General features: G+C 59.5%; 16 protein-coding genes. 1 reads left to right on the top strand and 15 read right to left on the bottom strand.

The window, feature by feature from the left end; translation table 11 throughout:
* Positions 1-12: 12 nt before the first annotated feature.
* From CFter6_RS10105 to CFter6_RS10095, 3 genes are all read right to left on the bottom strand, one after another.
* Positions 13-1,467: a Ppx/GppA phosphatase family protein gene (locus tag CFter6_RS10105; protein WP_061539815.1), complete on the bottom strand. Its 1,455-nt coding sequence runs from the start codon at positions 1,465-1,467 to the stop codon at positions 13-15.
* Between the two features lie 201 nt (positions 1,468-1,668).
* Positions 1,669-3,747, bottom strand: a complete 2,079-nt coding sequence (locus CFter6_RS10100; RefSeq protein ID WP_061539814.1) for a DNA repair helicase YoaA — start codon at positions 3,745-3,747, stop codon at positions 1,669-1,671.
* A gap of 80 nt (positions 3,748-3,827) precedes the next feature.
* A complete protein-coding gene (locus tag CFter6_RS10095; RefSeq protein WP_170850937.1) occupies positions 3,828-4,034 on the bottom strand; it encodes a YdcH family protein in 207 nt (68 codons plus the stop codon).
* Positions 4,035-4,196: 162 nt separating this feature from the next.
* Here CFter6_RS10095 and CFter6_RS10090 point away from each other — a divergent pair, with 162 nt between their 5' ends.
* Positions 4,197-5,003, top strand: a complete 807-nt coding sequence (locus CFter6_RS10090) for a PP2C family protein-serine/threonine phosphatase (RefSeq protein ID WP_061539813.1) — start codon at positions 4,197-4,199, stop codon at positions 5,001-5,003.
* Positions 5,004-5,025: 22 nt separating this feature from the next.
* Here CFter6_RS10090 and CFter6_RS10085 read toward each other — a convergent pair whose 3' ends face one another.
* The 12 genes from CFter6_RS10085 to sdhC all read right to left on the bottom strand — a co-directional run bounded on the left by CFter6_RS10085 (position 5,026) and on the right by sdhC (position 18,893).
* On the bottom strand, positions 5,026-5,853 hold the full coding sequence (locus tag CFter6_RS10085) for a hypothetical protein (protein ID WP_061539812.1): 828 nt from the start codon (positions 5,851-5,853) through the stop codon (positions 5,026-5,028).
* Between the two features lie 44 nt (positions 5,854-5,897).
* Positions 5,898-6,995, bottom strand: a complete 1,098-nt coding sequence (zapE, locus tag CFter6_RS10080; RefSeq protein ID WP_061539811.1) for a cell division protein ZapE — start codon at positions 6,993-6,995, stop codon at positions 5,898-5,900.
* A gap of 150 nt (positions 6,996-7,145) precedes the next feature.
* Positions 7,146-7,574 (bottom strand): hypothetical protein, encoded by a 429-nt coding sequence (locus tag CFter6_RS10075; RefSeq protein ID WP_014005741.1) that lies wholly within the window; start codon positions 7,572-7,574, stop codon positions 7,146-7,148.
* An 11-nt stretch (positions 7,575-7,585) separates the two neighbouring features.
* Complete coding sequence (gene lpdA, locus CFter6_RS10070) at positions 7,586-9,013, bottom strand: dihydrolipoyl dehydrogenase (protein WP_061542297.1); 1,428 nt, start codon at positions 9,011-9,013, stop codon at positions 7,586-7,588.
* Positions 9,014-9,200: 187 nt separating this feature from the next.
* Positions 9,201-10,460 (bottom strand): 2-oxoglutarate dehydrogenase complex dihydrolipoyllysine-residue succinyltransferase, encoded by a 1,260-nt coding sequence (gene odhB, locus CFter6_RS10065; protein WP_061539810.1) that lies wholly within the window; start codon positions 10,458-10,460, stop codon positions 9,201-9,203.
* Between the two features lie 114 nt (positions 10,461-10,574).
* Complete coding sequence (locus tag CFter6_RS10060) at positions 10,575-13,430, bottom strand: 2-oxoglutarate dehydrogenase E1 component (RefSeq protein ID WP_061539809.1); 2,856 nt, start codon at positions 13,428-13,430, stop codon at positions 10,575-10,577.
* Between the two features lie 324 nt (positions 13,431-13,754).
* Positions 13,755-15,059, bottom strand: coding sequence for a citrate synthase (gene gltA / locus CFter6_RS10055; RefSeq protein ID WP_061539808.1), 1,305 nt, complete (start codon positions 15,057-15,059; stop codon positions 13,755-13,757).
* Positions 15,060-15,175: 116 nt separating this feature from the next.
* Positions 15,176-15,445 carry an FAD assembly factor SdhE gene (locus CFter6_RS10050; RefSeq protein ID WP_061539807.1) on the bottom strand — a complete coding sequence of 90 codons (270 nt, stop codon included), beginning with the start codon at positions 15,443-15,445 and terminating at the stop codon, positions 15,176-15,178.
* A 117-nt stretch (positions 15,446-15,562) separates the two neighbouring features.
* Positions 15,563-16,276 carry a succinate dehydrogenase iron-sulfur subunit gene (locus CFter6_RS10045; protein WP_014005735.1) on the bottom strand — a complete coding sequence of 238 codons (714 nt, stop codon included), beginning with the start codon at positions 16,274-16,276 and terminating at the stop codon, positions 15,563-15,565.
* A 60-nt stretch (positions 16,277-16,336) separates the two neighbouring features.
* Positions 16,337-18,115 carry a succinate dehydrogenase flavoprotein subunit gene (sdhA, locus tag CFter6_RS10040; protein WP_061542296.1) on the bottom strand — a complete coding sequence of 593 codons (1,779 nt, stop codon included), beginning with the start codon at positions 18,113-18,115 and terminating at the stop codon, positions 16,337-16,339.
* Positions 18,116-18,117: 2 nt separating this feature from the next.
* Positions 18,118-18,483 carry a succinate dehydrogenase, hydrophobic membrane anchor protein gene (gene sdhD / locus CFter6_RS10035; RefSeq protein ID WP_061539806.1) on the bottom strand — a complete coding sequence of 122 codons (366 nt, stop codon included), beginning with the start codon at positions 18,481-18,483 and terminating at the stop codon, positions 18,118-18,120.
* Positions 18,483-18,893 carry a succinate dehydrogenase, cytochrome b556 subunit gene (sdhC, locus tag CFter6_RS10030; RefSeq protein ID WP_061539805.1) on the bottom strand — a complete coding sequence of 137 codons (411 nt, stop codon included), beginning with the start codon at positions 18,891-18,893 and terminating at the stop codon, positions 18,483-18,485. The genes sdhD and sdhC overlap by 1 nt, the downstream gene beginning before the upstream one ends.
* Between the last annotated feature and the right edge of the window lie 85 nt (positions 18,894-18,978).

The raw sequence follows: 18,978 nt of genomic DNA, 5'->3' as shown, positions 1-18,978 counted from the left end.
CAGGGCGGACGATCAGGTCCTGCGGATGGCGAAATCGACGCCGATCTCGCGCCACCAGTCCTGCTCCTTGGTCATCCAGTAAGTCGCGGTGGGATGGTCTTCAATCCAGTCGCGCTTGATGTCGAGTTCGATCTTGCTCTTCATCTTCAGGCGCAACTCGTCGAGGTCGATTTCTATGCGCGAGTGCAGGAACATGACCGCCAGGCGCAAGGCCAGCACAGCCTTGGAAAAATCCGGATCCAGCAGCGCATCGCTGATCTTGCGCAGGTTACCCTTCTGGCCCAGGATCAGCATGCTCATGGCGCGCTGTTCGCGGGTGGTAAAGCCCGACAGGTCGGCGTTCTCGATCAGGTAAGCCGCATGCTTGTGATAACCGCTCTGCGACACTACCAGCCCCACTTCATGCAGCAAGGCGCTCCAGTGCAGATACTGGCTGAGGCCGTCGCTGCTGGGTTTGAGCATTTCGAACAGCGACGTCGCGGTTTCGGCCACCCGGCTGGCGCGCAGCTGGTCGACGTGGAAGCGCTGGGAAAAATCGTGCACCGACTGGTCGCGCCGGTCCAGGCGCGTGCCGCGTAGCTGCAGGTCCCACATCACGCCCATGCGCAGGCCGGCTTCGATCGGCTGGATCACTTCGATGCCAAGTTCCTGCATCAGGCCGATCAATACCGCCAGGCCGCCGACCATGACCGCGGCGCGCTCCGGCTTCATGCCCAGCAGGTCGATGCGGCTGACGTGGCCAAACTCGACGAAACGCGTGCGCAAGGCTTCCAGGCTAGTGTATGAGAGGCGATGGTCGCCCAGGCTGTTTTTCTCGATGGTCTCGGCGATGGCGCGGATGGTGCCGGAAGAACCGTAAGCATGGCTCCAGTTTTGCGGCCGGTACGGCGGCGCCGCGTCTTCGAAATGGCTGCGGGCGGACAGTACCGCGGCGTCATAGGCTTCGGCGGTGATCTGGCCGTCGGCAAAAAAAGCCAGGCTCTGGTTGACGGTGCCGATGCCGAACGACTCCACCCGTTCGATCTGCTGGCCGCGTCCCAGGATCAGTTCGGTGGAGCCGCCGCCGATGTCCAGCACCAGCCGCTTTTCGTTCGGCAGGCGCAGCATGCTGGCGACGCCCATGTAGATCAGGCGGCCTTCTTCTTCGCCCGAAATGATCTCGATCGGATAGCCGATGACTTGTTCGGCGATGGGCAGGAATTCCGCCGCGTTCTTGGCCACGCGCAAGGTATTGGTAGCCACCACCCGCACTGCTTCCAGCTGGTAGTCGGCGAGGATGCTGCGGAAGCGCGACAGCGAGTCGAGCGCGACCTGCATCGCCTGTTCGGTCAGGTAACCTTTGGCGTCAAGGCCGGCAGCCAGTCGGATCGGGTCGCGCGCACTCTTGATGACGCGGATCGCGTCGCCATTGTATTTGCCTATATGCAAACGGAAACTGTTAGACCCCAAATCCACTGCTGCAAACATTGCTTACCTTTATCCAAACGAGCGTTCGAGAAAAACCGGCCAGGCCGGTTGAGAATACGAACTGCGACAATAGAGCCGGATTGTTACATGCTGATGACAAGCAGTCAGGGGCAGCTTAGCCGATCGCAACTGATCGCGCCAGGCCAAAATCGCCGCGCCGAAGACCACATCCTCCCACAAGTGCGGACCAGGTGCAGACGATTAGCTGTCGACCGCCGCACCGCTCCAGAATGCCTGCACCGCGCTCAGTTCCCTGGTCCGCTTGAACGGCGGCAGGCTCTGCCAGATACGGCGGCCGTAACCCTTGGAAATCAGGCGCGGATCGCAGATCATCAGCACGCCGCGGTCGGTTTCGTCGCGGATCAGGCGGCCGGCGCCCTGCTTCAGATTGATGATAGCCGCCGGCAGCTGGTGATGCATGAAACCGTTCATGCCCTTGGATTCCAGCGCGTCTATTCGCGCCGCCAGCACCGGATCGTCGGGCGGCGAAAACGGCAGCTTGTCGATGATCACCAGCGACAGCGCCTCGCCGCGCACGTCGACGCCTTCCCAGAAGCTCTGGCTGCCGACCAGCACGGCGTTGCCGGCGGCGCGGAAACGGTCCAGCAGTTCGGTGCGCCCGGCTTCGCCCTGCACCATCAGGGGAAAATCCAGGTGGCGCGCTTCGAATTCGGCGCGCAGCCGCTCGGCCGCGCGGTTCACTGCGCGGATTGTGGTGCACAGCAGGAATGCGCGGCCGCCCGAGGCTTCGATCACCGGCAGCGCGGCGTCGATGACGGCGTCGGTATAGTCTGGAGAATTCGGTTGCGGCAGGTTCTGCGGCACGTATAGCAGGCCTTGTTCGCCATAGTCGAAGGGGCTGGGCCAGGATTGCGCCGGCTCGTCCCACAGGCCCATTTGCGAGGCGTAGTGCTGGAAGTCGTTCTTCACTGCCAGCGTGGCCGAGGTGAAGATCCAGGAACGCGCCACGCCTTCACGCTGCTTGTTGAAAATCGGCGCGATCGACAGCGGTGTCTGGTGCAGCTGCAAGGAAGAGGAGAAAGCTTCCACCCACAGCACGCTGCCTTCGTCGTCCTCCGCGTCGGCTACCGCGGCGGCCTTGGCTTTTTTCGGGGCCTTGCCGGCCGCCGCCGGGGCGCTGTTCCAGCCGTCCAGCTTGTAACCCAGTTCGACCGCGCGGGTCCGGCACTGCTCGATGGTTTCGGCCCGCTCCGCCTGCTTTTCCAGGACCGCGATCATGCCGTGCAGCTGCGCGCGCATGGTTTCCAGCGCCGGGAAAAATATGCTCGACGCCGCGATCTGGTTGACCGCCAGCCGCACCACGTCCTGCGGAAAAGCCAGGCGCAGGTCGCGTGCCGCCTTTTCCACCGGCAGCACTACCTGCGCCCAGTCGGCGCCGTCGCGCGCATGCGACAGGCCTTCTGCCAGTACATCACGGCACAGCTCCAGGATCTGCGAGGTGGAGACCGTATTGCCAAAAAATAAAGTGGCAACCTCCGGCAACTGGTGCGCTTCATCGAAGATGATGGTGTTGGCCGAAGGCAGCAGCTCGGCGACGCCGGTGTCCTTCAAGGCGACGTCGGCAAAGAACAGATGGTGGTTGACCACCACCACGTCGGCCTGCTGCGCTTCCTTGCGCGCCTTCATCACGAAGCAATCCTGGTAGTACTGGCACTCGGCCCCCATGCAGGTATCTCGGGTCGAGGTCACCAGGTTCCAGATCGGCGCGGTTTCCGGCACCTTGGACAGCTCCGCCTTGTCGCCGGACGAGGTGGTTTTCATGAAACGGGAAATTTCGCGCAGGTAGCCGACGTCCTCGCGCGAAGTCATGCGGCCGTTCTGCAGCGTACGCTCCAGATGGAAATGGCAAACGTAATTGGCGCGCCCCTTCAGCAGCGCCACCGAGACCGGCGCGCTGAGCGCCTTGCGCACGGTAGGGATGTCGCGCAGGAACAACTGGTCCTGCAGGTTCTTGGTGCCGGTCGAAACGATCACCTTGCCACCCCATAACAGGGCCGGCACCAGGTAAGCGAAAGTCTTGCCGGTGCCGGTGCCGGCTTCGGCAATCAGCGTGCGCTGCTGGGCGATGGCGTCGGCGATGGCTTTCGCCATCTCGGTCTGCGCCTGGCGCGGACGAAAGCCGCCGACCGCCTGTCCAAGCGGGCCGGTGCTGGCAAACAGGCGATCAATGTCGGCGTCGTGCTCGCCGGCGGGCGTACTGGCGGCTGCAGCGGGAACAACGGCAGCTTCGGCAGCAAGGGGGGATGTATCTTCGGTCAAGGTAACTTACTTAAAATTAAAACTGAGGTTAACACTGAGCAGAGGCTGGATAACCATCCTACCAGCCTTGGGGTGGGCTATCAGGCAGGGATGTCGGGAATTAGTTGCATTCTTAACAGCGTGATCTGGTCTTTCAGCTGCAATTTGCGCTTTTTCAGGCGGCGCAATTGCAATTCTTCGTGCAAGACCTGATTCGTCATGGTATGAATGGCGGCATCCAGGTCGCGATGTTCGACTTCAAGTTCTATAATGCGGCGCAGGATTTCTTCTCGATCGATCATGGTCATATTCTTGCGTTGGAAAATGTTAACATACGGAAACACGTTGAAAATCATTCCTGCGTATAATATTTCCCATCAACTTCTTGCTGCATTGCTGCGAGTGAGTGGCGATTTAATGCCGGATCCAGAATTACCTAGAACAGGATGCAGTTTAATCTACCCAGACGAATGAGCCAATACAAGATCGAAGCCGGCACCGGCCAACACATCGGCGACCGCCAGGAACAACAGGACCGGACCGCATTATTCACCGCCCCCAAAGCACCGGGTTACATGATGGCAGTACTCGCCGACGGCATGGGCGGCCGCAGCGGCGGCGCGCTGGCTGCCGAGCAGGTGATCTGCACCGCCAAGCAGATATTCGAAGGTTTCTCGCCCCTGATCGACAATGTCGAGACCATGCTGCATAACATCGCGCTGGAGACCCACACCGTCATCAAGCTGAGCGGCTTTTCCAACGACAAGGATCCGCACACCACCATGGTGATCCTGGTGCTGTCGCCGGATGGCACGGCCACCTGGGGCCATGTCGGCGATTCGCGCCTGTACCGCTTCGACGGCCCCAATTTCGCCGAGCACACCATCGATCATTCCTATGTCGAGAAACTGGTGAGCGAAGGCAAGCTGTCGCGCAGCGAAGCGAAATCGCACAATCTCTCCAACATCCTGCTCAACGCGCTGGGCTCAAGCACCGATACGCCCCAGGTCAGCATCAGCCGCCATACCGGCCTCAAGGCCGGCGACGCTTTCCTGCTGTGCTCGGACGGGCTGTGGCACTACTTCACGGAAGACGAGCTGGGCGCCGCCATCGCCATGAACAAGCCGCGCGATGCCGCTGAAATGCTGATCACCAAGACCCGCAAACGGGCTGAAGGCCACGCAGCCGACAATTGCACTTTTGCGATCGTCAAGCTGGTGGCGCTGCCCAAGGAAGCGCAGAACTATACCGTCAAGAAAATGCGCCGCGCGGTGTAATAAGCCGCGCGGCTGACCGCCTTTACGGCGCGGAAGCCGGCGGCGGTGTCGATGCTGCTGGCGCTGCCGGCGCCGCAGGTGCGGCGGCAGCCTTCTTGGCAGCCAGATCCTTGGCCTTGGCTGCCTTGTTGTCGGCGACTTCCTTCTGGCGTGCTGCGGATTCCTTGGCTTTTCTTTCGAAAGCGGCCACATTCGCTGCCCGCTCCGAGGCCTTGGCCGCCTCATCCTGCTGCGCTTTTTGCAACTTGGCGTTGTGGTCGGCCACCCGCTTGTCGGCCTCGCCCATGTGCTTGCGGGTATTGGCGGCGACTTCCTTCTCTTTTGCCGTACCCTGCTTGACCTTTTCGGCGTTGCTCAGCTCTTTCGCCTGCTGGTCCTGGGCTTTCTGCGCCGCTTCCGCCGGCTGTGCGGCATCGTGCACTTCCAGCGCCTTGTCGCGCTCATCGGCGCGGTCCTTGCGCAAGAAAGCGTTAGCGGTGATATCTACCGGACGGATGGTCTTCATGGCCTGGCGCCGCTGTTCCTTGGCGATGTCCAGGCAATGGTTGACGAAGAATTTCTGGTAGCAGGCGCGCCGCTGTTCCAGGTCGCGCGCTTCGACCTCAGCCTTGGCGTCGGCGACATCGGTCAGCGCCTTGTTCGCGGTTTCCACCGAAGTCAGGGTTTCCAGCGGGTAGCGCGCGCTCAGTTCGGCGGCCGGCTGGTCAACCGGCTTCAGTGCGGCGTCCGCGGCTTGCACGCCGGCGGACAGCGCCAGCAGCAGCGCGGCCGTGCCCAGCAAGAGCGGGCGCCGCAGCGCTGCTGCTGGCGATGGTGACAAAGGGGCCAGGATCAAAGAGGCAAATTCCACGTAAACCTATCCATTTCTATACGTTATTTTCTTTACAGCGGTACTTACACAATAGAGTCGGCCTCGGAACGCCGCTCGCTATCCATATACTCGCGCGACTGCATCTCCATGATACGCGACACGGTGCGGTGAAACTCGTTGGCCAGCATGCCCTGCGTGTACAACTGGTCCGGCGCCACCGCGGCCGACATGATCAGCTTGATCTTGTGATCATAGAACACATCGATCAGCCAGGTAAACCGGCGTGCTTCGGACGACATCGCCGCCGACATCTGCGGGATACCGGACAATATCACCGTATGGAAGCGGCTGGCAATTTCGAGATAGTCGTTTTGCGAACGCGGGCCGCCGCACAAGGTGCTGAAATCGAACCAGATCACCCCGCCGGCGCGGCGCAAGGCCTTTATTTTACGCGCTTCGATATCGACTATCGGATCTTCGTCGGCGGTCTCGGCAACGCCGGCAAAGGCGTGGCGCAAAGCGCGGTCGGTGTCGGCATTGAGCGGCGAATGGTAACTCTCAACCTGCTCCAGGGCGCGCTTGCGGTAATCGATGCCGGCGTCGATGTTCATCACGTCCAGGTTGTCTTGCAACAGCTTGATGGTAGGCAGCATGCGGTCGCGGTGCAAACCGTCCGGATACAGCGTGCTCGGCTCGTAGTTGGAGGTCATCACGAACGACACGCCGTTGTCGAACAGGGCTTTCAGCAAGTTGTAGAGAATCATGGCGTCGGCGATGTCGGACACATGGAATTCGTCAAAGCAGATCAGCCGGTATTTCCGCGCGACCCGTTTCGCCACTTCATCCAGCGGATCGGCGACGCCCTTGAGTTCGTCCAGCTGGCGGTGCACCGCGCGCATGAATTCGTGGAAATGCAGGCGCGTCTTGCGCACCACCGGCACCACCGAATAAAAGCTGTCCATCAGGAACGACTTGCCGCGCCCCACCCCACCCCACATGTACACGCCGCGCGGCACATCCGGCCGCAGGATCAGGCGCTTGAAGGAATTGGAACGCTGCGCCTTGTACTCGACCCATTCATCGTAGGCCTGCTGCAGGCGGTCAACCGCGCGCCGCTGCGCATCATCCGCCTGGAAGCCCCGCTGGGTCAGCGCCTGTTCGTAAAACTCTGAGACGTTCATTGTGTGTTCAATTCTTGATGAAAAGCCAAAAGCAGCTTGCCAGCTTCACGGCTTAGCAAAAAACCAACCATGCTTTTTGATTAAGCCGCCGAAAATAAAAATGGGCGAGCTTTCGCTCACCCACGTCAAACCAGGCAGTACATCCAGCAACTATGACCGCCCCATCTCAACTTGTACCCGGCTAGGGTAGGCTTTTTCCTTGCCGCCGAAACTGAGCGGCAGGTTTGCCCCCAAACCAAGGCCGACCGCGCCTATGCCGCCGCTGCCGCCGGTAGCGCCGATGCCGATGCTTGGAGAGTTCAGCCCCGGGGGAGCGCGGTACACCACTTCCGAGGTGCGATAGCCGGGCTTGTTGCAAACCACATGCAGGTCGCCATCGGCTTCAACGATCAGGACATTACCGGGCGTGACCACATTCCAGCGGCTGCTGTCGGTTTTCACCACGCAGCGGGCGCCGGAAAGTTGCTGGCTGTCGGATGTAGCCTCGATCTGCACGCGGCCGTTATCCGACGCTGTAGTCGCGCAGCCGGACAATGCAAGGCCTAACGACAATATCAACGGTGATAACGAATCGCGCATATGCTTCTCCCTTAGAAATTCAGGGACCGTTTGTCGACTGCCAGCGCCGCTTCCTTGGTCGCTTCCGACAAGGACGGGTGCGCGTGGCAGATACGGGCGATGTCTTCCGCAGATGCACGGAATTCCATCGCCACCACGGCTTCTGAAATCAGTTCTGACGCCATTGGTCCAACAATGTGAACACCCAGGATTTCGTCGGTCTTGGCATCCGCCAGGAACTTCACCATGCCTGAGGTATCACCCAAGGCACGCGCCCGTCCGTTCGCCAGGAACGGGAAAGTGCCTGCCTTGTATGCTACTCCATCTGCCTTCAGTTGTTGTTCTGTCTTGCCGACCCAGGCGATTTCCGGCGAAGTGTAGATCACCCATGGAATTGTATTGAAATTCACGTGGCCGTGCTGGCCGGCAATACGTTCGGCAACCGCTACGCCTTCTTCCTCAGCCTTGTGCGCCAGCATCGGGCCGCGCACCACGTCGCCCACCGCCCAGACGTTCGGCAGGTTGGTCTTGCAGTCGCCGTCGACGGCGATGAAGCCGCGCTCGTCCAGCTGCAGGCCGACGCCTTCGGCGTTCAGGCCGATGGTGTTGGGAATACGGCCGATCGACACGATCAGCTTGTCGTACACCGCTTTTTGCGCCGCGCCGGCGGCGTCGACATATTCCACCGTGACATCATTCTTGCCGGCCGTAATGGCGCCGATCTTGACGCCCAGGCTGACCTTCAAGCCTTGCTTGGTGAACAGCTTGCTGGCTTCCTTGGCGATCTGCTCGTCCACTGCGCCGAGGAAAGTCGGCAACGCTTCCAGTACGCTGACATCCGAACCGAGGCGGCGCCAGACGCTGCCCATTTCGAGGCCGATCACACCGGCGCCGATAACACCCAGTTTAGCCGGAACCGCGTCAATTGCCAGTGCGCCGGTATTCGACAGGATCAGTTTTTCGTCAAACGGAGTGCCTGGCAAGGCACGCGGATTGGATCCGGTAGCCAGGATGATGTGTTTGGCAGTGATGGTTTCTTCGGCAGCGCCGGCGACCTTGATTTCGTAAGCGCCGGCATCGCCCTTGACGAAAGAACCGCGGCCATGGAAAAAGGTGACCTTGTTCTTCTTGAACAGGTACAGGATACCTTCGTTGTTCTGCTTGACGACGCTATCCTTGCGCGCCAGCATCTGCCCCAGGTTCAGTCCCAGGCCCTTGACTTCGATGCCGTGGTCGGCGAACGCATGGCCGGCGTGTTCGTAGTGTTCGGAGGATTGCAGCAATGCCTTGGATGGAATGCAGCCGACGTTGGTGCAGGTGCCGCCCGGCGCAGGGCCATTCTTGGCATTTTTCCATTCATCGATACAGGCGGTATTGAAACCCAGTTGCGCGGCGCGAATTGCTGCAATATACCCGCCGGGACCGCCACCGATCACGACGACATCAAATTGTTTGCTCATTTCCATCCTTCGAATTATTGCCTTGCCAACTCATTGCCACCTGCCGCCAACTCGGACAGCCGGCCCGCAGTAAATCACAGTCACAAGGCGCTCATCATTTACTTAGCCGCCTAAACGACGCGCCCTGCTCCATTTTTCCCTAGGAAACAACAGAGTCAGGGCGCTCTCGCCTGGCGAGGTTTGAGACTTACAGGTCCAGCAACAGACGCGCCGGATCTTCCAGCGCTTCTTTCATCGCTACCAGGGCCAGCACGGCTTCACGACCATCGATGATACGGTGATCATAAGACATTGCCAGGTAGTTCATCGGACGGATCACGATCTGGCCGTTTTCAACCACCGCGCGGTCCTTGGTCGCATGCACGCCCAGGATTGCCGATTGCGGCGGGTTGATGATCGGCGTCGACAGCATGGAACCGAAAGTGCCGCCGTTCGAGATCGAGAAAGTACCGCCGGTCAGGTCGTCCAGCGTCAGCTTGCCGTCCTTGGCCTTGGCGCCGAATTCGCCGATTTTCTTTTCAATGTCGGCGATCGACATCTGGTCGGCGTCGCGCAATACCGGCACCACCAGGCCGCGCGGCGAACCGACTGCGATGCCGATGTCGAAATAACCGTGGTAGACGATGTCGTTGCCGTCCACCGAGGCATTGACGATCGGGTATTTCTTCAGCGCCGCAACCGCAGCCTTGACGAAGAACGACATGAAACCCAGCTTGACGCCGTGTTCTTTTTCGAACTTGTCCTTGTACTTGGTGCGCAGGTCCATCACCGGCTGCATGTTGACTTCATTGAATGTCGTCAGGATGGCGTTGGTCGACTGCGATTGCACCAGGCGCTCGGCGATACGTGCGCGCAGGCGGCTCATCGGCACGCGCTCTTCCGGACGGTCGTCCAGGTTGGCCTTGGTCGGCGCTGCGACTTGCTGCAGAGCCGGCTTGGCTGGAGCGGCTGCCAGCGGTGCTGGTGCTGCCGGCTTGTTGGCGATGGCGCCCAGGGCGTCGCCCTTGGTGACACGGCCGTCCTTGCCGCTGCCGTCGACTTGCGCCGCCGTCAGGTTGTTTTCGGCCAGCAGTTTAGCCGCAGCAGGCATGGCGATGCCGGCAGCCGATTTCGATTGCAGTTCAGGCGCGGCGATTGGCGTCGGCGCGTTGCCGCTTTGCGGCACCGGCACGGCTGCCACTTCCATCGGGCTGACCTTGGCCGACGCATCGGTGTCGATCACTGCGATGATTTCATCCGCCACCACGGTGCTGCCGTCGCCCTTGAGCAGCTGGACGATCACGCCGTCGGCCGGCGCCGGCAGTTCGAGCACCACTTTATCTGTTTCGATATCGATCAGGTTCTCGTCGCGCTTGACAGCGTCGCCGATTTTTTTATGCCATGTCAACAGGGTCGCTTCAGCAACCGATTCCGACAGCTGCGGAACTTTTACTTCTAGAAGAGCCATTTAATTCTCCGATATTCATGCCTATTGTGGGACAGAGTTTAAGAGCCACCGTAGCGTGGCGAATTACTCTGTCCCCAACTAATTAGATAAAACGTCGATTAGACAAGACGCCGATTATTTTGTCAGAACAAAGCCTTTGAGCTTGGAAAATGCCGTATCCAGCAACGCTTTTTGCTGCGCATAGTGCTTGTCGTAGTAACCGACCGCCGGCGATGCGCTGGCTGGACGGCCTGCATAGGCAAGCTTCTGGCCTTCGTCCAGGTTTTCAAAAATGTTGTGCTGGATCTGCAGCCATGCACCTTGGTTCTGCGGCTCGTCCTGGGTCCATACCAGCTCGTTGAAGTTAGGGAACTGCTTCAGCTCGGCAGCAAACGCCTTGTGCGGGAATGGATACAGTTGTTCCAGACGGATAATTGCGACGTCGGTCTGGCCGCGTTCCTTGCGGGCGTTGACCAGGTCGTAATACACCTTGCCGGAGCAAGCGATGACGCGCTTGACCTTTTTAGGATCGATCTTGTCGTCGACCTCGCCGATCACGGTCTGGAAGCTGCCCTTGGTGAAGTCGGACAACGGCGAACCGGCATCCTTGTTACGCAGCAGCGATTTCGGCGTCATGATCACCAGCGGCTTGCGGAACAGGCGGATCATCTGGCGGCGCAGCAGATGGAAGATCTGCGCTGCGGTAGTCGGCTGCACCACTTGCATGTTGTTGTCTGCGCACAGCTGCAGGTAACGTTCCAGGCGTGCCGACGAGTGCTCAGGACCCTGGCCTTCGTAACCGTGCGGCAGCATCATGACCAGGCCGGAAGCGCGGCCCCACTTCACTTCGCCGGAGCTGATGAACTGGTCGATCACGACTTGCGCGCCGTTGGCGAAGTCGCCGAACTGGGCTTCCCAGATGGTCAGCGTGTTTGGCTCCGCGGTGGAATAACCGTATTCGAAACCGAGCACCGCTTCTTCCGACAAGACCGAATCGATCACCTTGAACGGCGCTTGCTGGTCGGAGACGTTTTGCAGCGGAATATAGCTGCCGGCATCCCAGCGCTCGCGGTTCTGGTCATGCAGCACCGCGTGGCGGTGGACGAAAGTACCGCGGCCGGCATCCTGGCCGGTCAGGCGGATCGCATAACCCGACGACACCAGCGAAGCGTAAGCCAGGTGCTCGCCCATGCCCCAGTCGAGGTTGAGCTCGCCGCGGCCCATGGCGGCGCGGTCGTTCAGTACTTTTTCAACCAGCGCGTGGACCTTGAAGTTTTCCGGCACGGTAGTGATGCGTGCGGCCAGGCGCTTCAGTTCGGTCACCGGCACCGAGGTGTCGGCAGCATCGGTCCACTTGCGGTTCAGGAACGGCAGCCAGTCGACCGCGTATTTGCTCTTGAAGTTGGTGATGACCGGATCGATGGTGTGCTTGCCGGCGTCCATCGCATCGCGGAAGGCCTTGACCATGGCGTCGCCATCGTCAGTGCCGATGGTGCCTTGCGCCACCAGCTTGTCCGCGTACAGCTTGCGAGTGCCTGGATGCTGGCCGATCTTCTTGTACATCAGCGGCTGGGTCAGCGCCGGCGTATCTTGCTCGTTGTGGCCCAGTTTGCGGAAGCAGATGATATCGACCACGATATCTTTCTTGAACTCGATGCGGTAGTCGAGCGCGATCTGGGTCGCGTACACCACCGCTTCAGGATCGTCGCCGTTGACGTGCAGCACCGGCGCTTCGATCATCTTGACCACGTCCGAGCAGTACAGCGTGGAACGGGAATCGCGCGGATCGGAAGTGGTGAAGCCGATCTGGTTGTTGATCACGATATGCACCGTGCCACCCGTGCCGTAGCCGCGGGTCTGCGCCAGGTTCAGGGTTTCCATCACTACACCCTGGCCGGCGAATGCGGCGTCGCCGTGCACCAGGATCGGCAGCACTTGCGAACCGTCGGCATCGCCGCGGCGTTCCATGCGGGCCTTGACCGAACCTTCAACCACCGGGTTGACGATTTCCAGGTGCGACGGGTTAAACGCCAGCGACAAATGCACCGGGCCACCTGGGCTGGTGATGTCGGACGAAAAACCTTGGTGGTACTTGACGTCGCCGGCAGGCAAGTCGTCGGCGTGCTTGCCTTCGAATTCGGCGAACAGTTCCTGCGGCATCTTGCCCAGGGTATTGACCAGCACGTTCAGGCGGCCGCGGTGGGCCATGCCGATCACGATTTCCTGGATGCCCTTTTCGCCGGCGCGCTGGATGGTTTCATCCAGCGACACGATGAAGCTTTCGCCGCCTTCCAGCGAGAAACGCTTCTGGCCGACATAACGGGTATGCAGGTAGCGTTCCAGGCCTTCGGCCGCTGTCAGGCGGTCGAGGATGTGTTTTTTCTTCTCGGCGGTGAACACCGGCGCCGAGCGGGTCGACTCCAGGCGCTCTTGCATCCAGCGTTTTTCGGTCGGATCGCTGATGTACATGTATTCGGTACCGATGGAACGGCAATACGTGTCGCGCAGCGAATTGAGCAGGTCGCGCAGCGTAGCGGTTTCGGTGCCGAAGTAGGTGTTGCTGATGTTGAACACGATGTCCATGTCGGCATCGGTGAAACCGTAGAAACTTGGCTCCAGTTCCGGCAGTACGGAACGTTCCTGGCGTTGCAGCGGGTCCAGGTTGGCCCAGCGCGAACCGAGGTAACGGTAGGCAGCGATCAATTGCGTTGCGGCAACGCGCTTGCGGCCCATTTCAGCGTCGGCCGAAGCGGAGATGGTGCGGATAGGACCGTGTTTGGCGCGCTCTGCAAACGAGGCGATGACGGAAGCGTGGCCTACGTCAGGCTTGTCGGAGCCGTCGACGGCTGGCACGTGCTGCATGGCGTCGAAATAAGCACGCCAGTTGTCGGCAACTGAACCGGGATTGTCGAGGTAAGACTCGTACAGCTCTTCAATGTACGGTGCATTACCTCCGAAGAGATAAGAATTAGAGCGGTATTGTTGCATCATCTTGCTCACCTTTCTTCGCGTTTCGCGAGATTAGCGGGTTAACATAACCTTCCGCGACACGGCCTGACCGGTTAGCGGATTGCACATCAAGTTGTGGGGAAGGGCTCTATTGCTATGTGTTCTTTGCTACAACTGCTTTTTTTCTGAATTCGGGTGCTGCCTGCCCTTCAAAACACGTTCACCACATATTTTTGCTACCGTTTTTCACTGCTTCTGGCCGCATGACACAGCACAGAACAAGAGCATAGCATAACCTGCATAAATGCAAACAGCGAATCCAAGGATTCGCTGTTTTTGTGTTGCTATTACCTGCTCATGCCCGGCTTAGCCGCGCTTTTCGATCGGCGGCACGTCGCGGGTCTTGGAACCGACGAACAGCTGGCGCGGACGGCCGATTTTCTGTTCCGGATCGGAAATCATTTCATTCCATTGCGCGATCCAGCCGACGGTGCGCGCCATGGCGAAGATACCCGTGAACAGCGAGGTCGGGATGCCCAGCGCCGACTGCACGATGCCGGAGTAGAAGTCGACGTTCGGATAGAGCTTGCGGGAAACGAAGTATTCATCTTCCAGCGCGACTTTTTCCAGGGCCATCGCCAGCTTGAACAACGGGTCGTCATGCAGACCCAGCTCGTTCAGCACTTCGTAGCAGGTTTCACGCATCAGCTTGGCGCGCGGGTCGAAATTCTTGTAGACGCGGTGGCCGAAACCCATCAGCTTGACGCCGGAGTTCTTGTCTTTCACCTTGGCGATGAACTCGGGGATCTTGTCGACCGAACCGATTTCCTTGAGCATGTTCAGCGCTGCTTCGTTGGCGCCGCCGTGGGCAGGACCCCACAGGCAGGCGATACCCGCAGCGATACAGGCGAACGGATTGGCGCCGCTGGAACCGGCCAGGCGCACGGTCGAAGTCGAAGCATTCTGCTCGTGGTCGGCATGCAAGGTCAGGATACGGTCCAGCGCGCGCACCAGCACGTCGTTGACCTTGTACTCTTCGCACGGCGTCGAGAACATCATGTGCATGAAGTTGGCGCTGTACGACAATTCGTTGCGCGGGTAGACGAATGGCTGGCCGACGTTGTACTTGTACGCCATGGCGACCAGGGTCGGCAGCTTGGCGATCAGGCGGATGGCCGACACCTCGCGATGGCGCGGGTCGGTGATGTCCAGCGAGTCATGGTAGAACGACGACAAGGCGCCGACGGTGCCGACCAGCACCGCCATCGGATGCGCATCGCGGCGGAAACCGCGGAAGAAGAATTGCATCTGCTCGTGCACCATGGTGTGCTGGGTCACGGTGGCGTCGAATTTTTTCTTTTCAGCCGCGCTAGGCAGTTCGCCGTTCAGCAGCAGGTAGCAGGTTTCCAGGAAGTCGCAATTGACCGCCAGCTGCTCGATCGGGTAGCCGCGATACAGCAGCTCGCCCTTGTCGCCGTCGATGTAGGTGATCGACGAATTACACGCCGCGGTCGACATGAAGCCCGGGTCGTAAGTGAATTTGCCGGTAGCGCCGTACAACTTGCGGATATCGATGACTTCAGGGCCGACGGTACCCTTGTAAATAGGAAATTCTACGGATGGACTGCCATCGGAAAACGATAGTGTGGCTTTTGTATCAGCGGTGGTCATGGCTCTTTCCTCAATCAAAAGGTGACTCTAAATCAAAAAACAAAAGACGCGCCTGCAAGCTGGTCAACCTCTTCCGCGGCCGTCGCCGCCAGCGAAGATACAGGTTTATGAGCTTGTCAAGCAGTGCGTATTCTAGCTAACAGGGCATGCACTTGCGGCAAATCCAGCAAGCCGTCCGGTTCTTTACGGACCAGCAGCAAATCCATTAGTTCATTGTCGGACAGTTCCATCAAACGCGAAAAAGCGTCGACATCGTCGTCCGTCATGCTGGCTTCGTTTGCATCCAGGAAACGCGTGAGTATCAGGTCGTTTTCAAGCAGGCCGCGGCGCGCACGCCAGCGCAGGCGGGCTCGGTTGGCAGGGTCGGCTTGATGGATGATAGACATGGAACCCACTTATTCTATTTGATATCGCCAATCGGCGCTTTCGACAAACAGTTCTAAAACTGCCGCAACGACAAGGGCGGGAAGACTAGTAAGTCTCGCCGCCCTGCTTACTCTCTTTTATACTGCCCGGCGGACCATCAGTTCTTTGATCTTGCCGATGGCTGCGTTAGGGTTCAGGCCCTTCGGACAGACGTCGACGCAGTTCATGATCGAACGGCAGCGGAACAGGCGATACGGATCTTCCAGGTTGTCCAGGCGCGCGCCGGTGGCTTCGTCGCGGCTGTCGGCGATGAAGCGGTAGGCTTGCAGCAGGCCGGCCGGGCCGACGAACTTGTCCGGATTCCACCAGAACGACGGGCAGGAAGTCGAACAGCATGCGCACAGGATGCACTCGTACAGGCCGTCCAGCTCTTCGCGCTGTTCCGGTGTTTGCAGACGCTCTTTTTCCGGCGGGATGTTGTCGTTGATCAGGAACGGCTTGATCGATTCGTACTGCTTGAAGAACTGCGTCATGTCGACGATCAGGTCGCGGATCACCGGCAAGCCTGGCAACGGCTTGAGGACGATAGGCTCGGTCAGCTCGTTGAGGTTGGTAGTGCAGGCCAGGCCGTTCTTGCCGTTGATGTTCATGGCGTCGGAACCGCACACGCCTTCGCGGCAGGAGCGGCGCAGCGCCAGCGAATCGTCGACGTCGGCCTTGATGCGCTGCAGTGCATCCAGCAGCATCTTGTCGGTCGGCAGCAGCTCTACCGTCAGGTCCTGCATGTAAGGCTTGGCATCCTTATCGGGATCGTAACGGTAGATTTTGAATTTCAAAGTACGTGATGACATGGCTATACCTTTTTGTTAATTGCGCGGCAGGGGTATCGTGCACCGCCCTGCCGCGGCAAATCAGAATGTGCGTGGCTTTGGCTTGAACGTATCAACTGTCAGCGGTTTGGTGATCACTGGCTTGTAGTCGAGACGATTACCTTCGGAGTACCACAAGGTATGCTTCATCCAGTTTTCGTCATCACGCTTTTCATAATCCCGATGCGCGTGGGCGCCGCGCGATTCCTTGCGGGCCGCGGCGGAAGTAATGGTGGCCTTGGCGGTTTCGATCAAGTTGTCCAGTTCCAGCGCTTCGACACGTGCGGTGTTGAAGACCTTGGACTTGTCCTTGAACGAAACATGCTTGCGCCGCTCGTCGAGCACCATGATTTCCTTGTAGCCTTGCTGCAGCAGCTCGTCGGTACGGAACACGCCGCAGTAGTGCTGCATGGTCTTGCGGATATCGCCGGCCACGTCTTGCACACGCTCGGAACCGGTGCTGGTTTCCAGCTTGGCCAGGCGCGCCAGGGCGACGTCGGCGGCATCTGCCGGCAAAGGCTTGTTGCTGCGTTCCTTGAGCTTGCTGTCGACGATGTGGTTGCCGGCCGCGCGGCCGAACACCACCAGGTCCAGCAGCGAGTTGGTGCCGAGGCGATTGGCGCCGTGCACCGAGACGCAGGCGCATTCGCCGATCGCGTACAAGCCGTTGACCACTGCGTTCGGGATGCCGTTCTTCGGCACCACTACCTGGCCATATACATTGGTCGGGATACCGCCCATCTGGTAGTGGATGGTCGGCACGACCGGGATCGGCTCTTTCAAGGCGTCGACGTTAGCAAACTTGTGACCGATTTCCAGGATCGACGGCAGGCGCTTCATGATGGTTTCGGCGCCGATGTGGCGCAGGTCCAGCATCACGTGATCCTTGTGCGGACCGCAGCCGCGGCCTTCCTTGATTTCCTGGTCCATCGAACGCGAGACGAAGTCGCGCGGCGCCAGATCCTTCAAGGTAGGCGCATAACGCTCCATGAAACGTTCGCCGTTGGCGTTGATCAGGATACCGCCCTCGCCGCGCACGCCTTCAGTGATCAGCACGCCAGCGCCGGCCACGCCGGTCGGGTGGAACTGCCAGAATTCCATGTCTTCCAGCGGCAAACCTGCGCGCGCCGCCATGCCCATGCCGTCGCCGGTATTGATGAAGGCATTGGTCGAAGCCGCCCAGATACGCCCTGCGCCGCCGGTAGCCATGACCGTGGTCTTGGCTTCCAGGATCATGACATCGCCGGTTTCCATTTCCAGGGCCACAACGCCGATGACGTCGCCTTCGGCATCGCGCACCAGGTCGATCGCCATCCACTCGACAAAGAAGTGAGTCTTGGCGCGCACATTGCGCTGGTACAGCGTGTGCAGCAGCGCATGGCCGGTACGGTCGGCAGCGGCGCAGGCGCGCGCTACCGGCTTTTCGCCGAAGTTGGCCGAGTGGCCGCCGAACGGACGCTGGTAAATGGTGCCGTCGGCATTGCGGTCGAACGGCATGCCGAAGTGCTCCAGCTCATACACGGCCTTTGGCGCTTCACGGCACATGAATTCGATCGCATCCTGGTCGCCCAGGTAATCGGAGCCCTTGACGGTGTCAAACATGTGCCAGTACCAGCTGTCCTCGGACATGTTGCCGAGCGAAGCGCCGATGCCGCCCTGCGCCGCCACCGTGTGCGAACGGGTAGGAAATACTTTCGACAATACCGCAACATTCAAACCAGCTTCCGCCAACTGCAGCGAAGCACGCATACCGGAACCACCGGCCCCAACGATTACCGCATCAAAGCGGCGTGTAGGAATTGTGGATTTAATAGCTGCCACGATTACACTCTCCACAAAATCTGCGCCGCCCATCCGGCACAACCGACCAACCACAGGATTGTGGCAACTTGCAAGACCAGGCGCACTGCAACCGGCTTGACATAATCCATCCAGATATCACGCACGCCTATCCAGGCGTGGAAAAACAGCGCCATCAGCGTCACGAACGTCGCGAGCTTGAACCACTGATGCGAAAACAGGCCCGCCCAGCCGTCATAGCTGAAATTGCTGGCGGTGAGGAAAGAAACCAGGAGAATGATGGTGTAAACAGCCATGACCACTGCTGTAACCCGCTGCGCCAGCCAGTCGCGCAAACCGTAATGCGCCCCTACTACCAAGCGTTTGCCGCCAATATTGTTGTCAGCCATCAGAATGCTCCGAACAGTTTCAATGCAACGATCAGCGCCAGCGGCACGCTGATGATCAGGACACCGGCAGCCGATTTGCGCGCGCTATCCTTGGTCAGGCCGATGTGGTTATCCATGACGAGGTGGCGGATGCCGGCGCAGAAGTGGTGCAGGTAAGCCCAGGACAGGGCCAGGATGACAAGCTTTACGAACCAGTTCGACGTAAAGCCTTTGAAGTATTCGAAAGAACTTTCAGATACCAGGCTTTTATCCAGCAAGAACAAGATAAAAGGCAAGAGCAAAAACATCAACAAGCCACTAATGCGATGCAAAATCGAAATAATGCCTGCCAGCGGCAAGCGGTAACCGACAATTTGAGTAATGTTTATATTACGAAACTGTGGCCGATTGGGTTTCGCGGCTTCAGACATAACAGGGTTCTCCTCAGTTTAAAAATTTGCGACTAAAGCGCAATCCCGCAATTTTCGCCGATTTTTGTGCAGCACACCAATAGTT

The organism is Collimonas fungivorans, assembly GCF_001584145.1.
In the GTDB taxonomy this organism is placed as follows: domain Bacteria; phylum Pseudomonadota; class Gammaproteobacteria; order Burkholderiales; family Burkholderiaceae_D; genus Collimonas; species Collimonas fungivorans.
The sequence above is the reverse complement of the archived record's forward strand: the minus strand, read 5'-3'. Positions and strand labels throughout refer to the sequence as shown.

Bases quoted from the DNA above. Each gene is read 5' to 3' on its own strand.
- CFter6_RS10060 (WP_061539809.1), bottom strand. From the start codon at position 13,430: ATGATGCAACAATACCGCTCTAATTCTTATCTCTTCGGAGGTAATGCA.
- sdhC (WP_061539805.1), bottom strand. From the start codon at position 18,893: ATGTCTGAAGCCGCGAAACCCAATCGGCCACAGTTTCGTAATATAAAC.
- CFter6_RS10090 (WP_061539813.1), top strand. From the start codon at position 4,197: ATGAGCCAATACAAGATCGAAGCCGGCACCGGCCAACACATCGGCGAC.
- lpdA (WP_061542297.1), bottom strand. From the start codon at position 9,013: ATGAGCAAACAATTTGATGTCGTCGTGATCGGTGGCGGTCCCGGCGGG.
- odhB (WP_061539810.1), bottom strand. From the start codon at position 10,460: ATGGCTCTTCTAGAAGTAAAAGTTCCGCAGCTGTCGGAATCGGTTGCT.
- CFter6_RS10050 (WP_061539807.1), bottom strand. From the start codon at position 15,445: ATGTCTATCATCCATCAAGCCGACCCTGCCAACCGAGCCCGCCTGCGC.
- sdhD (WP_061539806.1), bottom strand. From the start codon at position 18,483: ATGGCTGACAACAATATTGGCGGCAAACGCTTGGTAGTAGGGGCGCAT.
- gltA (WP_061539808.1), bottom strand. From the start codon at position 15,059: ATGACCACCGCTGATACAAAAGCCACACTATCGTTTTCCGATGGCAGT.
- CFter6_RS10105 (WP_061539815.1), bottom strand. From the start codon at position 1,467: ATGTTTGCAGCAGTGGATTTGGGGTCTAACAGTTTCCGTTTGCATATA.
- CFter6_RS10045 (WP_014005735.1), bottom strand. From the start codon at position 16,276: ATGTCATCACGTACTTTGAAATTCAAAATCTACCGTTACGATCCCGAT.
- CFter6_RS10095 (WP_170850937.1), bottom strand. From the start codon at position 4,034: ATGACCATGATCGATCGAGAAGAAATCCTGCGCCGCATTATAGAACTT.
- CFter6_RS10075 (WP_014005741.1), bottom strand. From the start codon at position 7,574: ATGCGCGATTCGTTATCACCGTTGATATTGTCGTTAGGCCTTGCATTG.
- zapE (WP_061539811.1), bottom strand. From the start codon at position 6,995: ATGAACGTCTCAGAGTTTTACGAACAGGCGCTGACCCAGCGGGGCTTC.